14 protein-coding genes are annotated in these 14,944 nt (G+C 68.8%); 11 read left to right on the plus strand and 3 right to left on the minus strand.

Going from position 1 to position 14,944, the window contains the following annotated elements:
• Positions 1–125 precede the first annotated feature (125 nt).
• The 10 genes from DYZ02_RS05850 to DYZ02_RS05895 all read left to right on the plus strand — a co-directional run bounded on the left by DYZ02_RS05850 (position 126) and on the right by DYZ02_RS05895 (position 10,344).
• Complete coding sequence (locus DYZ02_RS05850; protein ID WP_115685406.1) at positions 126–1,163, plus strand: alpha/beta hydrolase; 1,038 nt, start codon at positions 126–128, stop codon at positions 1,161–1,163.
• A 454-nt stretch (positions 1,164–1,617) separates the two neighbouring features.
• The gene (locus DYZ02_RS05855) at positions 1,618–2,727 is read left to right on the plus strand and encodes an alpha/beta hydrolase (RefSeq protein ID WP_181896902.1); all 1,110 of its coding nucleotides are present in this window, start codon (positions 1,618–1,620) and stop codon (positions 2,725–2,727) included.
• Between the two features lie 60 nt (positions 2,728–2,787).
• On the plus strand, positions 2,788–4,038 hold the full coding sequence (locus tag DYZ02_RS05860) for a M1 family metallopeptidase (protein ID WP_115685407.1): 1,251 nt from the start codon (positions 2,788–2,790) through the stop codon (positions 4,036–4,038).
• Positions 4,035–5,225 (plus strand): hypothetical protein, encoded by a 1,191-nt coding sequence (locus DYZ02_RS05865; protein WP_115686394.1) that lies wholly within the window; start codon positions 4,035–4,037, stop codon positions 5,223–5,225. Before DYZ02_RS05860 ends, DYZ02_RS05865 begins: the two co-directional genes overlap by 4 nt.
• Positions 5,226–5,234: 9 nt before the next feature.
• The gene (rfbB, locus tag DYZ02_RS05870; RefSeq protein ID WP_115685408.1) at positions 5,235–6,221 is read left to right on the plus strand and encodes a dTDP-glucose 4,6-dehydratase; all 987 of its coding nucleotides are present in this window, start codon (positions 5,235–5,237) and stop codon (positions 6,219–6,221) included.
• 1 nt (position 6,222) lies between these two features.
• Entirely contained in the window at positions 6,223–7,548 is a 1,326-nt protein-coding gene (locus DYZ02_RS05875; protein WP_115685409.1) for a sugar nucleotide-binding protein, read from the plus strand.
• Between the two features lie 3 nt (positions 7,549–7,551).
• Positions 7,552–8,415, plus strand: a complete 864-nt coding sequence (gene rfbA / locus DYZ02_RS05880; protein WP_115685410.1) for a glucose-1-phosphate thymidylyltransferase RfbA — start codon at positions 7,552–7,554, stop codon at positions 8,413–8,415.
• A gap of 39 nt (positions 8,416–8,454) precedes the next feature.
• On the plus strand, positions 8,455–9,291 hold the full coding sequence (locus tag DYZ02_RS05885) for a glycosyltransferase (RefSeq protein WP_115685411.1): 837 nt from the start codon (positions 8,455–8,457) through the stop codon (positions 9,289–9,291).
• A gap of 13 nt (positions 9,292–9,304) precedes the next feature.
• A complete protein-coding gene (locus DYZ02_RS05890; RefSeq protein WP_115685412.1) occupies positions 9,305–10,003 on the plus strand; it encodes a glycosyltransferase family 2 protein in 699 nt (232 codons plus the stop codon).
• The gene (locus DYZ02_RS05895) at positions 10,000–10,344 is read left to right on the plus strand and encodes a DUF2304 domain-containing protein (protein ID WP_115685413.1); all 345 of its coding nucleotides are present in this window, start codon (positions 10,000–10,002) and stop codon (positions 10,342–10,344) included. The genes DYZ02_RS05890 and DYZ02_RS05895 overlap by 4 nt, the downstream gene beginning before the upstream one ends.
• A 21-nt stretch (positions 10,345–10,365) precedes the next feature.
• Here DYZ02_RS05895 and DYZ02_RS05900 read toward each other — a convergent pair whose 3' ends face one another.
• From DYZ02_RS05900 to DYZ02_RS05910, 3 genes are read right to left on the minus strand one after another with little or no spacing between them, the layout of a single operon-like run.
• Positions 10,366–10,992 (minus strand): MBL fold metallo-hydrolase, encoded by a 627-nt coding sequence (locus tag DYZ02_RS05900; protein WP_115685414.1) that lies wholly within the window; start codon positions 10,990–10,992, stop codon positions 10,366–10,368.
• A gap of 41 nt (positions 10,993–11,033) precedes the next feature.
• Positions 11,034–12,140: an S-(hydroxymethyl)mycothiol dehydrogenase gene (locus tag DYZ02_RS05905; RefSeq protein WP_115685415.1), complete on the minus strand. Its 1,107-nt coding sequence runs from the start codon at positions 12,138–12,140 to the stop codon at positions 11,034–11,036.
• A 21-nt stretch (positions 12,141–12,161) separates the two neighbouring features.
• A complete protein-coding gene (locus tag DYZ02_RS05910; RefSeq protein ID WP_115685416.1) occupies positions 12,162–13,025 on the minus strand; it encodes a GDSL-type esterase/lipase family protein in 864 nt (287 codons plus the stop codon).
• Positions 13,026–13,272: 247 nt separating this feature from the next.
• On the opposite strand from DYZ02_RS05910, the gene DYZ02_RS05915 reads away from it, so the two are divergent.
• Entirely contained in the window at positions 13,273–14,940 is a 1,668-nt protein-coding gene (locus DYZ02_RS05915) for an AMP-binding protein (RefSeq protein ID WP_115685417.1), read from the plus strand.
• The last annotated feature ends 4 nt before the right edge of the window (positions 14,941–14,944 follow it).

Raw genomic sequence — 14,944 nt, forward strand, 5'->3', positions numbered from 1 at the left:
CCCCGAGAAAAGCGAGCACGACCCCGTGAAGATCCACCGCCCCGCCCTCGCCGCCACCCCCCCTGGGCGAGTCCGAGGTTTCCTTCCCCGCGGCCGAGATCGTCCCCACCGCCGACGAAACCAACGTGGACGCCGCCGAGCCCGACGCACCGGAGCTCGAGGGCGCCCAGGACGCCCCGCAGCCCGCCGAGGAAAAGGCCGGGGAGGGCGCCCCCGCGCTGGAGGCTCCCGCCAACACGGCTGCGGACGAGGTGAAGGCTCTGCAATCGGAGATCATCAAGGACGCCGAGAAGAACAGCGCCAACACCCCCGAAGAGCAGCGGAACATGCCCTCGCTCGTGGCAGCCGGGGTTGCCGCCGGCGCGCCCCAGCCGCTCGCCGCGGCGCCCCTCGACTACCAGGGCAAGAGCCAGGAATGGTACGGAATGGTCACGGACGCCGACCACAAAGGCCAGTGGGAGGCCCTGAAGGTGTACTCCCCGTCCATGGAGCGCGACATCCCCGTCGCCGTGCGCTGGGCCGAGGACGGGCAGAACAACCGCATCCCGGGCACCCCGACCGTCTACCTGCTCAACGGTGCCGGCGGCTCCGAGCAGAACACGGACTGGGTGGCCAAGGCGCTTGGCCGGGTGGAATCGACCTTCCGCAGGCAGGACATCAACCTCGTCATCCCGATGGAGGGCGCGTTCTCCTACTACGTCGACTGGCTCGAGGTCCCGACGAAGAACTCGTACTACCACGGCAAGCAGGTGTGGGGTCCGCTTGGCTCCGATTACAACCGCTACAACGACGCCCTGGTCACCGTCGAGAACCTGGCCGGCACCGCGCTCTCCATCACGAACGGCTCCGGCTTGGCGGGCGAGACCGACATGATCGGCTACTTCCTGGGCAAGGAAGCGAATCCGCAGCAGACCTCCGCGAACGCACAGACCCTGCAGATCGAGGGCGGCGTCATCGAGGGCATGACGAACGCCTGCACCCACGACCTGCGCGCCAAGCTGAACAGCAAGGGTATTGCCGCCACCTTCAAGTTCCGCAACACCGGCACGCACTCCTGGCCCTACTGGCTCGATGACCTCTCCGAGTCCTGGGTCTCCGTCATCGGCCCGGCACTGACGGGCAGGACCTCCGAGGAGCTCGGCCCGAAGTGGAAGCGCAACTAAAAATCGCCCCCGCGGGGGCGATTTTTATACGTTCTTTCTGCGCGCGGCCGCCTCGTCCGGGCGGCCGCGGGGGCTTAGATGAGGCCCAGGCCGAGGGCGATCTGGGAGGACGTCGAGGATCCAGCGTGAATGAGCTGGCCGAGGACTTCGTTGATCTGCAGCTGGATGAATTCGATGGGGCTCATGTCCGGGTCCTTTTCTGTCATTGTCCTGTGAAGGTGAGCTGGCCGGGCGCCGGGGCGCGGGCGACTCTGCTTACAGCTGGCATTTCGCTGGCGGCGGGCCAATTGTTACACAGCTACTCCCACGTCGCTAGTAACAATTCCCACGCAGGTCACAATAATGAGGGTGTACGGGGTCGTGTTCGGCGCCCATTTCGGCTACATTGACTCCGTCGGATCCATCTCTGATTGGAATCTCCTTACGACCACCTACACAAAGGATGTGCCCTCATATGAGCATCAAGCGTTCGGTAGTGGCTGCGGCCGCGGCCCTCACCCTCGCCCTCGGCCTCACCCCGGCGACGGTCTCCGCCCAGGAGGGCACCGTCAAGGAGTGGGACGCCAACTCTGAGCCGCCGAAGGTCGTCGGCTCCGACAAGCCGCAGAGCTGGGCCGAGCAGGTCGACGGCCAGCGTGTGCTGTCCTACAAGGTCTTCTCCCCCTCCATGAACCGCGACGTCCCCGTCGCCGTGATCCCGGCCACCGACTTGGAGGGCCGGCGTGTCGACAACGCCCCGATCATCTACCTGCTCAACGGTGCGGGCGGCGCCGAGCAGGACGCGGACTGGCTGAGCCGCTTCGGCACCCGCGACTTCTTCGAGGGCAAGGGCGTCAACGTGGTCATCCCGCAGGCCGGCGCCTTCTCCTACTACACCGACTGGGTCCGCGAGGACGTCCAGTCCCTCTACATCAACGGCCCGCAGAAGTGGGAGACCTTCCTCACCGAGGAGCTGCCCGGGCCGATGGAGCGCACCCTGAAGGCAGACGAGCGCCGCTCCATCGTGGGCTTCTCCATGTCCGGCACCTCCTCTCTCGTGCTGCCGACGCACAAGCCGGGCTTCTACAAGTCGGCCGCGTCCTTCTCCGGCTGCGCCGCCACCGCCTCCCCGCAGGCCTTCAACTACGCGCGCCTGACGGTCAACCGCGCCTCCGGCACGGGCGACTTCCGCACCGTCACCCCCGAGATGATGTGGGGCCCGATGGGCGGCGAGTACAACGGGTACAACGACGCCCTGGCCAACGCGGAGCAGCTGCGCGGCACCGCGCTCTACGTCTCCACCGGCACCGGCCTGGCCTCCGAGACGGACATGGTGGGCTACCTGATGGGCCAGGGCGCCCCGGCCCCGGCGGCGTCGATCGGCGCGGCTCAGCTGCAGGTTGAGGGCGGCGCCATCGAGGCGGCCATCAACCAGTGCTCGCACGACCTGCGCGCGAAGCTGGAGAAGCTGAACATCCCGGCGCACTACGAGTTCCGCAACACCGGCACCCACTCGTGGCCGATGTGGCGCGAGGACATTCGAAAGGCGTGGGAGACCACCATCAAACCATCCTTCGGCATGTAGCATTGCGCCCCCAGCGTCCCCGTCACCTCCAAGGGTGCCGGGGGCGCTAGACTATCCCGGGTGAAATCCCACAGGCTGCGCTCAACCCCGATCCCCGGCATCCGAGACGAGTACACGGGGGTCGAGTTCAACCTGGGGTTCCATGTCACCCACTACGACCTCGACATGGACTACAAGGTGGGCCCGAACCGGCTGGACGCCACGGCCACGCTCACCCTGACCAACTGGCGCGACCTGCCCCACATGACGCTCGACCTGCACGAGAACATGTCGGCGCGGCGGGTCGAGGCGACCGGGGGGATCCGGGTGTCCAAGTTCCGCCAGTCGGGCGGCAAGCTGCGCATCAGCTTCGCCCAGCCCGTGCCGGTGGACACCGAGTTCCTCCTCTCCATCCGCTACACGGGCAACCCCGGCACGAAGCGCTCCCCGTGGGGCTCTCTGGGCTGGGAGGAGCTGAGCAACGGCGCGCTGGTAGCGAACCAGCCGCACGGGGCCTCGACGTGGTTCCCCTGCGATGACACCCCGGACGAGAAGGCGACCTACTCCTTCCGCGTCCGCGCGGACCAGAACTACACGGCGGTGACGAACTTCACCGCCCGCCCGATGGCGTCCTACCTGGCCACGGTGCAGGTCGGCGAGTACAAGCGCCACCGTCTCGGCCCCGACACCTTCGCCTGGCTGCCCCACGGCACGCACCCGCACGACCTGCACAAGCAGCAGGAGATGCTGGAGTTCTTCAGCGAGCTGTTCGGCCCGTACCCCTTCGAGCGCTACGAGGTGGTGGTCACCGAGGACATCCTCGAGATCCCGCTCGAGGCCCAGGGGATGGCGATCTTCGGCCGCAACCACCTGCGCGGCAACGAGCGCCTCATTGCCCACGAGCTGGCCCACCAGTGGTTCGGCAACTCGCTGGGCATCGCGCAGTGGAACGACATCTGGCTCAACGAGGGCTTCGCCTGTTACGCGGAGTGGCTCTGGGCCGAGCACACGGGCACGCCCATCGACGACTCGGTGCGCGCCCACTACGATAGCCTCACCCCGCAGAACTTCCTGCTGGGCAACCCGGGCGCGCGCCACATGTTCGACGACCGCGTGTACAAGCGCGGGGCCATCACGCTGCACGCTTTACGACGCCACATCGGCGACCAAGGCTTCTTCCGGGGCGTGCGGGACTACGTGGCCAAGAACGCCCACGGGATCGTGGAGCCCTTCGACCTCGCCAACGCGCTGAAGCCCTACGGCGACGAAGCGGGGATCGACGCGATCATGGACGCCTGGCTCAACCACCCCGAGCTCCCGGAGTGCCCGTGAAGAAGCTGTCGCTGGCCACCGTCTTCGCCGCTGTTTCCGGGTTCGTTGTCCTCTGGGTGGCGCAGTGGGCGCTCGACGCCGACACGGACTACCGCTACTTCGCGGCCTTCTGGGGCCTGTTCTTCGCCTCCGCGGGGCTCATCGACGGCATCACGCACGAGACCACCCGTGCCGTTGCCGCCTCCCGCGAATCGGGTCGCGCCGGCGACGCCAGCCCGTGGCGCTTCGCCGCCGCCCTCGCCGCGGGTATCTTCCTGGCCTTCCTGGCGGGCGGGGCGGTGTTCATGCCCGGGGTCGTTCCCTCCGCGCCCGCGCCGGCCACCGCTCTGTTGATTTTCGGCCTGGCCAGCTACGTCTTCCAGGCGGCGCTGTCCGGCGTGCTCAGCGGCGCGCGGCTGTGGGACCGCTACGCGGGGCTGGTGGCGCTGGACTCCGGGGTAAGACTGGTGCTCGCGCTCGTGGCGTGGTGGGCCGGCTGGGGGCTGCCGGCCTTCCTGGTCATCACGGTGGTCGGCGCGGTGAGCTGGGTGCTGTTTCTGAGGCGGGACCTGCGCGCGGCGGTGGACGTCGACAAGCGTGCGTTCGCCCGGCGTGTCGGCTCGGCGATGCTCGCCTCGGGCGCGTCGGCGGCGCTGATCACGGGTTTCCCCACGGCGGCGAACGCGGCGTTTCCCCTGTCCGAGGGCGCGGCTGTCTCCGCGATCATCAACGCGGTCATCCTCACCCGCGCCCCCGTTCTCGTGCCCCTGCAGCGTTTCCAGTCGGCGCTGGTGGTGCGCTTCGTGGAGCAGCGCGATCGGGTCTACGCGGCACTGGCGGGCCCGATCGCGGCGGTTCTCGGCGTCGGCGCCGTCGGCTTCGCGGCCGCCTGGCTGATCGGCCCGTGGATCCTGCGCGCGGCCTTCAAGCCGGAGATGTTCGTGCCCGGCGTGGTCCTCGGGGCGCTGACCTTCGCCTCGGCGTTCATGGGGGCTCTCATGGTCACGGGCGTGGCCGTGCTGGCCCAGGAGAAGCACGGCTGGTACGTCGCTGGGTGGATCGTCGCCTCGGTGGTGGCGTTCGCGCTCATGTTCGCCCTCCCCTTCGGCGTGGTCGCCACGGTGGTCATCGCGCTGTTCGCGGGGCCGCTCGCCGGCTCCGCGGTGCACGCGGTCGGCCTGTCCCGTACCGCAGCCCGGGCCGTATAGTTACACCACATGGGAACAATGCTGGTTACCGGCGGCGCCGGTTTCATCGGGTCGAACTTCGTGCGCATGGTGCGCGAGCGCGACCTGGCCGAGGTGGTGGTGCTCGACACGCTGACCTACGCCGGCAACCTGGCCAACCTCGACGGCTGCGACGCCGAGTTCGTCCGCGGCAGCGTCACCGACGCAGCGCTCGTCGACGAGCTGGTGGGCGGCTGCGACACCGTCGTGCACTTCGCCGCGGAGTCGCACAACGACAACTCGCTGCGCGACCCCTCCCCCTTCGTCACCACCAACGTGGTGGGCACCTTCACCCTGCTCGAGGCGGTGCGCCGGCACGGCACGCGCCTGCACCACATCTCCACCGACGAGGTCTTCGGCGACCTGCCTGTCGAGGGCGAGGAGAAGTTCACCGAGACCACGCCCTACAACCCGTCGAGCCCGTACTCGGCCACCAAGGCCGGCTCGGACCACCTGGTGCGCGCGTGGGTGCGCAGCTTCGGCGTCAACGCGACGATCTCGAACTGCTCCAACAACTACGGGCCCTACCAGCACATCGAGAAGTTCATCCCCCGCCAGATCACCAACATCCTCGACGGGCGCCCCGCCAAGCTTTACGGTACCGGCGCCCAGGTGCGCGACTGGATCCACGTCGACGACCACAACGACGCCGTCCTGGCCATCCTCGAGCGCGGCCGGGCCGGGGAGACCTACAACATCGGCGCGGGCCTGGAGAAGACCTCGAACAAGCAGGTCATCGAAATGATCTGCGAGATCATGGGCGGCAGCTTCGAGCACGTGGCGGACCGGCCGGGCCACGACCAGCGCTACGCCATGGACGCCGCCAAGCTCACCGCCGAGCTGGGTTGGGCGCCGCGCTACACCGCCGGGCTGCGCGACGGGCTGGAGAAGACGATCGCGTGGTACCGGGACAACGAGGCATGGTGGAGGGGCGCGAAGGAAGGCGTCGAGAAGCGATATGCGGAAAGCGGGCAGTGAGATGAACACCCCCATCGAGGGACTCGAGGTCCACGAGCTGACGGTCCACGCCGACAACCGCGGCTGGTTCAAGGAGAACTGGGCGGGCCAGAAGCTGCGGCCCGTGCAGAACAACGTCAGCTTCAACGCCCGGCGCGGTGCGACCCGCGGCATGCACGCCGAGCCGTGGGACAAGTGGGTGTCGGTGGCGAATGGGCGCGTGTACGGCGCGTGGGTGGACATGCGGGAGGGCTCGGCCACCTTTGGTGCGACATTCGGGGTGGAGATCGGCCCCGGCACCGCGGTGTTCGTCCCGCGCGGGGTGGCCAACGGTTTCCAGGCCCTCGAGGACGCCACCAGCTACATCTACCTCGTCAATCAGCGCTACAACCCGAACGGGGCCTACGCCTTCTGCTCCTACCGCGAGATCGAGTGGCCGCTCACACCCACCGAGCTCTCGGAGGCGGACAAAGAGCACCCCGCGCTTGCCGACGCCACCCCGGTCCCACCCCGGAAAATCCTCGTCACCGGCGCGAACGGCCAGCTCGGCCGGGCCCTGCGCGCGGTGTACACCGACGCCGAGGCGGACTTTTTCATCCGCGAGGAGTTCGACATCACGGACCCCGGCGAGCGCGACTGGTCAGGCTACTGGGCGATCATCAACTGCGCCGCCTACAACGACGTCAACGGTGCCGAGACCGACCGCGCGGGCGCGTGGGCCGTCAACGCGACCGCCGTGGCGGGCCTGGCCCGCATCGCCGACGAGCACGACCTGACCCTCGTGCACGTCTCGAGCGACTACATCTTCGACGGCACGGTCGAGGTGCACGACGAAGCCGAGCTGCCCTCCCCACTGTCGGCCTACGGCACCTCCAAGGCCGCGGGCGACACCGCGGCGCAGACGACGCGCCGGCACTACGTCATCCGCACCTCCTGGGTCTTCGGCGAGGGCGCGAACTTCATGGACACCATGGCGCGGCTGCACGCCCGGGGGGTAAGCCCGAGCGTGGTCTGCGACCAGCGGGGCCGCCCCACCTCCGCCGAGGACCTGGCGAAGGGCATCGCGCACCTGCTCGCCACGGGCGCGGAGTACGGGGTGTACAACCTCACCTCCGAGGGCGACACCGCGGGGCGCGACGAGATCGCGATGGCGGTCTTCGCCGGCTGCGGCGGCGACCCGGCGGACGTCCACCCCGTCACCTCCGCCCAGTACGCCGAGCTCGTGGGCCCCGAGGCGCCGCGGCCCCGCGAGTCCACCCTGAGCCTGGACAAGATCAAGGCCACCGGGTTCTCGCCTTCCAACTGGCGCGCCGCCCTGGCGATCTACCTGGCGCTGCGGGAGGGCTGAGCAGTGAAGGGAATCATCCTCGCCGGCGGCTCGGGAACGCGCCTCTATCCGATCACCCGGGGCATCTCGAAACAGCTCATGCCCGTCTACGACAAGCCGATGATCTACTACCCGCTGTCCACGCTCATCAGCGCGGGGATCCGGGAGATCCTGGTCATCACCACCCCTGAGGACGCCGACGCTTTCCGACGCCTCCTCGGCGACGGCTCCCAGTTCGGCATCATGCTGGACTACGCCGTGCAGCCCTCCCCGGACGGCCTGGCCCAGGCATTCATCATCGGCGAGGAGTTCATCGGCGACGACTCGGTGGCCCTCGTGCTGGGCGACAACATCTTCGAGGGCACCGGCCTGACCGAGATCCTCGGCTCCATCGGCGAGGTCGACGGCGGCGCCATCTTCGCCTACGAGGTCTCCGACCCGCAGCGCTACGGCGTCGTCGCCTTCAACGAGGCGGGCACCGCGACCTCCATCGAGGAAAAGCCCGCCGAGCCGAAGTCGAACTTCGCGGTGGTCGGCCTGTACTTCTACGACAACGACGTGGTGGACATCGCCAAGTCCGTGACGCCGAGTGCGCGCGGCGAGCTGGAGATCACCTCGGTCAACGAGGAGTACCTGCGCCGCGGCGCGCTCAAGGTGCACCGCCTGCACCGCGGCGACGTGTGGCTCGACACCGGCACCATCGACTCGATGGCGGAAGCCAGCGCCTACGTCGAAGTGATCCAGAAGCGCACCGGCACCGTCATTGGCTCCCCCGAGGTCGCCGCCTACCGCGAGGGGTTCATCTCCCGTGCGGAGCTCGTCGCCCTCGGGGAGGCGACGCTGAAGTCCGGCTACGGCCGCTACCTCCTCGACGCCGCGCGGGACTAGGATCGGCTGAGCGGGCGGGCGCGACTATGATATGCGCCCGTGGCAACCGTTTCCGCTCTCATGTCCATCTACCGCGGCACCCCCGCCGGGGAGCTGCGCGCGGCGCTCGACTCCCTGCTCGCCCAGACCCGGCCCGCCGACGAGATCGTGCTCGTCTACGACGGCCCGGTGAGCGGGGAGGTCTCCGAGGCGGTGCGCGGGTACGTCGACAAGCCCGGCGCCCGCGCGCGCGTTGTCGAGCTGCCCGACAACCGCGGCCTCGGCCCCGCCCTGCAGGCTGGCCTGGAGACCATCACCTCCGACTACGTCCTGCGCCTGGACACCGACGACATCGCCTACCCCGAGCGGCTGGAAAGGCAGCTGGAGTTCATGGAGGCCCACCCCGAGGTCGCCGCCCTCGGCACCGCCGTCACCGAGTTCCAGGACGAGTCCGAGCTGGGCGACCCCGCCTCCCTGCGGGTGCGCGCCCTGCCCACCACGCACGAGGAGATCGCCCGCTACGCCCTCATCAACTCCCCGCTGAACCACCCATCCGTCATGCTGCGCACCGCCGACGTCGCCGCCGCCGGCGGCTACCGGGGCGTGCACTTCATGGAGGACTACGACCTGTGGGCGCGCCTCATCGCCTCCGGGCGCAGGCTGCACAATCTGCCAGAGCCCCTGACTTACTTCCGGGTCAGCCCCGCCCAGTTCGCCCGCCGCACCGGCCGGGAGATGTTCGCCGCAGAGCGCGAGATGCAGGCGAACCTCGTCTCCTACGGGCTCGTCTCCCCGTGGCGGGCGCGGGCCAACCTCGTGGCGCGCACCGCCTACCGGCTGCTTCCCAAGTCGCTGCTGACCCGTGTGTACGCCAAACTTTTCCACCGCGGGGGGTAACGTGGTGCGTGCCATGAACGATACCCAGGATTTCTCGGACACCTGGCTGGTTATCCCCTGTTTCAACGAGGGGCAGGTAATCCAGTCGGTCATCGAGCATGCCCGCGAAACCTTCCCGAACATCGTCGCCGTCAACGACGGATCGAAGGACAACTCCGCCGCGGCGATCCACGCGGCGGGCGCGCACCTGGTCAACCACCCGGTCAACCTGGGGCAGGGGGCTGCCATTCAGACGGGTGTGGAGTACGCCCGCGCCCAGCCCGGCGCGCGCTACTTCGTCACCTTCGACGCGGACGGCCAGCACCAGGTCAAGGACGTGGTGAAGATGGTGCAGCGGCTGCGAACCGAGCCGATCGACATCGTGGTGGGCACCCGCTTCGCGGGCCAGGAGAACACCCAGGTGCCCTGGATCAAGCGCGTGGTGCTCAAGACCGTGGTCCTGCTCTCGCCGCGCACCCGCCGCCTCGGGCTTTCCGACGCCCACAACGGTCTCCGGGCCTTCAACAAGAAGGTCGCGGACGAGATGAACATCCGCATGAACGGGATGTCCCACGCCTCCGAGATCGTCGCGATGATCGACCAGCAGGGCTGGCGCGTCGCCGAGGAGCCGGTGGACATCCTCTACACCGAATACTCGATGAGCAAGGGCCAGTCGCTGATCAACGGCGTCAACATCCTGGCCGACGGCATCGTCGCAAGGAGGCTGCCATGATCCAGGTCCTGCTGCTCATCGCGGCGCTGCTGCTTGTGCTCTACTTCTTCACCAACCGCCGCAAGGCGAACGCCAAGGCGTGGGTGAAGATCGGCTTCGTCGGCCTCGTCGTCGCCGCCGTGTGGGCCATCCTCCGGCCCGATGACGTCACCGTGGTGGCCAATTGGCTCGGCGTTGACCGCGGCACCGACCTCATGCTCTACGTGCTCATCGTGGCCTTCTTCTTCACCACGCTGTCCACGTGGACGCGCTTCCGCGAGCAGGAGCTGCGCTACGCCCGCCTGGCGCGCGCCGTGGCGCTGCAGAACGCAGTCGCCCCCGAGCGCCGCGAGGTCAAGTAGCGCCGTCTCTAACAGCGCCCTTTAGTAGCCCCGCCGGATCCACTCCTCCAGGTGCGGGGCCTCCGCCCCAATAGTCGTGTGCTCCCCGTGGCCGGTGCGCACCACCGTCTCGGCGGGGAGGTCAAGCACCCGCTTCTGCAGCGAGTCGATGATCGTGTCGAAGGAGGAGTAGGAGCGCCCCGTCGCGCCCGGCCCGCCCTGGAACAGGGTGTCGCCGGAGAACAACTCCCCCGCCTCCTCCGCGTAGAGCACGATGGAGCCGGGCGAGTGGCCCGGGGTGGACAGGGCCTTCAGCTCCGTCCCCGCGATCCGGAAGACCTGGCCGTCCGAGATGGGCTCGAAGTCGAAGTCGGGGTTCTCCGCCCGCCACAGCATGTCGTCGCCGGGGTGGAGGAGCACGGGGGCGTCGACAAGCGTGCTCAGCTCGGGCGCGGCGTCGACGTGGTCGTTGTGCCCGTGGGTGGCGATGATGCCCTTGACCCGGCGGTCCCCCACGGCGCGGGCGATGGCTTGGGCGTCGTGTGCGGCGTCGATGATGTAGACCTCGGTGTCGTCGCCGACGATCCAGACGTTGTTGTCCACCTCCCACTCGCCGCCGTCGAGGGCGAAGATGCCCGAGGTGACAACGTTGTCAATCTGCAAAGCCATAACCTGCTCCTCTCTCCGTGTTCTCGGCTACGTGTTCTCGGCTACGTGTACTCGACGACGCTGCGCAGAACGTCGCCACGCCTCATCTTCTCGAAGGCCTCCTCCACGTCGTCCGCCCCGATGCGCTCGGAGACGAACTCGCCGAGCGGGAAGCGGCCCTGCAAGTGCAGGTCCACGTAGGCGGGGAAGTCGCGCTCCGGCAGGCAGTCGCCGTACCAGGCGGGCTTGATGGAGCCGCCGCGGCTGTAGAGGTCGATCGCGGGAATGTCGACGTGGTCGGTCATGTTCGGCACGCCCACCATGACCATGCGGCCCGCGTGGTCGCGCGAGTAGAAGGCCTGGCGCCACGTCGGCTGGATGCCGACGGCGTCGATGGTGACGTCGGCGCCGAATCCGCCGGTGAGCCCGCGCACGGCCTCGATGACCTCCTCCTCGCTCATCCCGCGGGCGTGGATCGAGTGGGTCGCGCCGAAGGTGGCCTCGGCGGCTTCGCACTTTCGCTTGTCGACGTCCACCGCGATGATCCTGGTGGCCCCCGCCAGCTTCGCCCCCGCCACGGCGGCCAGGCCCACCCCGCCCAGGCCGAACACGGCGACGGACTCGCCGCGCCGGATCGCGCCGGTGTTCACCGCCGCGCCGAGGCCGGCCATGACGCCGCAGCCGAGCAGCCCGGCGGCGGCGGGGTCCTCGGCCGGGTCGACCTTCGTGCACTGCTTCTCGTGCACGAGCGTCTTCTCCGCAAACGAGCCGATGCCGAGGGCCGGGGTGAGGACGGTATCGGGGGCGTCGTCAAGCGTCATGGCCTCGGACGCGTTGTGCGTGTTGAAGCAGTTCTTCGTGTCGCCCGTGCGGCAGGCGCGGCACTCGCCGCACACGGCGCGCCAATTCAGCACGACGAAGTCGCCCTCGGCGACGTGGGTGACCGCGGAGCCGACGCTTTCGACGACCCCGGCCGACTCGTGGCCGAGGAGGAAGGGGAAGGCGTCGGCGATGTCGCCGTCGCGGTAGGCCAGGTCGGTGTGGCACACCCCGGTGGCCTGGACCTTGACCACCACGTCGTGGGGGCCGGGGTCAGGGATGCGGATGCGCGCGACCTCGACGGGCGCTCCCTTTTCTCGGGCAATGACTCCTGAAACGATTTCGCTCATGTGCCCGAGGGTAGCGGAACTTTAGGAACCGGCGATCACGCCCGCCACGTGCTCGTGGCCGCGCTGGTTGACGTGGATGGGCAGGTTGCCCGGCCCGCCGTAGAAATCGACCAGGCCGGCCCACATGCGCTGGCTGTCCGGCGAGCACATGTGGTTGCCCCACGTGGAGGGCTTGAGATCGAGAAACTCGGTGCCGGTGGCGCGGGCGGCGTCCACCTGCATCCACTGGGCCTGGTCCTCCCACTTCTGCACCTGCGGGAGCTGGGTCCAGTCGGAGGTGTTCGGGGCGACGTGGAACAGGCAGACGCGGTCGCCGGCGGTGATCTTGGGGTAGCCGACGAACTGGATGCGGGCGTTCGGGGCGGCGGTGCGGATCTTCGCGATCTGCGGTGCCATGTAGTTGACGAAGTCCCGGCGCACGTCGGCGTCCGGGCGAGCGTCGTTGTTGTAGGTGTCGTTGAAGCCGGTGGAGATGATCACGCGGGCGGTGGCCGGGTTCAGCCCGCCGTCGCGCAGGGCGCGGTCCACCTGGGAGAACAGCTGCGGGCCCTGGGAGATCGTGGTGGTGCCGGAGCAGGAGTAGTCCCAGGCGGGCAGGCCCAGCTTGGCGGCGGCGCGGCGGCCCCAGCTGGTCGGGCTCTGGGGGCACCAGGTGTTGATGTTGGACGAGCCGCGCGCGTCCAGACCGAGCTTGCCCGCCGCCCACTGGGGCGCGTTGGGGTCGGCGATGACGGAGTCGCCGAAGATGACCATGTTGCGCTCCTGCGCGTCGGCAGCCGGGAGGGCGGGTGCCGACGCGAGCGCGGTGACGGCCGCCGCGGCTGCCGCGGCGAGGCGGCGGCGGAGGCGGGAGGCGGTTCGGGAAGCTGGCCGGGAAACAGTCATTGCGTCAGGTCCTCTGTCTCTGTGGGTCTCTGTGTGTCTCTGCGGGGCACGGGGAGTCGGTTGCGGGCGACGGGCCACCCGGCACGTCGTCACATACGTCACTTCAGTAGCATGAGCCACTCTAGTTGGCTCGCGCGGGAGAAGTGAAATACTTTGTCAATGCGAAACGATTGCTAGTGTGAAAATCTAACTTTTCGCCGCCAGCGTTACCACCCGCACCGCCACCCCACCCGAGTTAAGGAATACCATGCCCCCGCTCAATCCGCTCCAGCGCGCCGCCTTCACCGCATCATCCCTGGTCAAGTTCCTCGCCGCCGCGGGGCGCGCGGGCATCCTCAGCCCCGAGGGAAAAATCTCGGCGCTCTTCACCGCCGGGCCCACGCTGGCGCGCTACCGCTTCACCACCGCCCGCGAGGTCGAGGCGGCCCTCGCCACCGCGCCCGAGCGCACGGCGCTTATCGACGACGACGGGCTGCTCACCTACCGCCAGCTCGCGCAGCAGTCCAAGACCATCGCCCGGTGGCTGCTCAACCTCAAGCGGGAGCGCGGGCTGGACACCCTGCGCATCGGCGTGATGGCGCGCAACGGCCGGGGGATCATCCTGCCCATGGCCGCCAAGGGCTACGCGGGCGCCGAGCTGTTCCTCCTCAACGTCGGCTCCTCCCCCGAGCAGCTCGAGGGCATCTTCGAGGAAAACGGCATCAACGTCCTCATCATCGACGACGAGTTCGCCGACCGCATCCCCGAGCCCCTCGGCGACATCACCGTGATCTGGGCGCACACCTCCCGCGACCACGGGACGGAGGAGACGCTGCGCCGCATCGCCCTGCGCGGCGACGAGGGCCTGCCCGCCCTTCCGGCCTTCCCCCGCCACGGCAACATCGTGCTCATGTCCTCCGGCACCTCCGGCGTGCCGAAGGGCATCCTGCGGCCCGAGCCGCTCCTCCCCTTCGTCGTGGGCGGCTACCTGGAGACGGTGCCCTGGCGCAACGCGATGACCGTCCAGATCACCGCTTCGATGTTCCACACCTGGGGCTGGTCGGCCGTCAACATCGCGTTTGCCACCCGCAACACCGTGGTCACCCAACGCATCTTCGACCCGGAGAACGTCTACCGCCAGATCCAGAACTACCGCTGCGACGGGCTGGTGTCCTCCCCCATCTTCTTCAAGCACATGGTCGACCTGCCAGGCAATGAGAAGTGGGACACCTCGACCCTTCAGTTCATCGCCTCTGCCGGCAACGCGCTCACGCCGCTGCTCGTCGAGCGCACCAACGCCCGCTTCGGCCCCATCCTGGCGAACTACTACGGCTCCACCGAGCTCGCCCTCGCCGCCTGCGCCACCGCCGAGATGGTGGCCGCCGACCCGACCATCGCCGGCAAGATCCCGCCCGGAACCATCCTCCGGCTCTACGACGACGAGGGCAACGAGGTCCCCCGGGGCGAGGTCGGGCGCATCTTCCTCACCAACGAGACCGCCCTGTCAGGCTACTCCAACCCCAACGCGGAGATGGTCACCATCGACGGGCTCGTCGACATCGGGGACATGGGCTACCTCGACGACAAGGGCCACCTCCACGTCCTGTCCCGCAGCGACGACATGATCATCGTCGGCGGGGAGAACGTCCACCCGCAGTCCGTCGTCGAGGTCCTCGAGCGCATGCCCGGCATCCACGAGCTGCACGCCGGCGGCGTCGACGACGAAACGACCTTCAAGCGCGTCGCTGTGTGGGTCGTGCGTACCGCCGACGAGAACGGCCGGCGCCTCACCGCCCAATCCATCCGTGACTGGGTCCGCGACCACCTGGCGGACCACTCCATCCCCCGCGACGTCAACTTCGTCGACCTGCTGCCGCGCAACGCCACGGGCAAGGTCGTCGCCCGCCACCTCCCTCCCTCCACCAGGGAGGACTAAACTG

The sequence above is a fragment of the Corynebacterium senegalense genome (assembly GCF_900411315.1).
Taxonomy (GTDB): Bacteria; Actinomycetota; Actinomycetes; order Mycobacteriales; family Mycobacteriaceae; genus Corynebacterium; species Corynebacterium senegalense.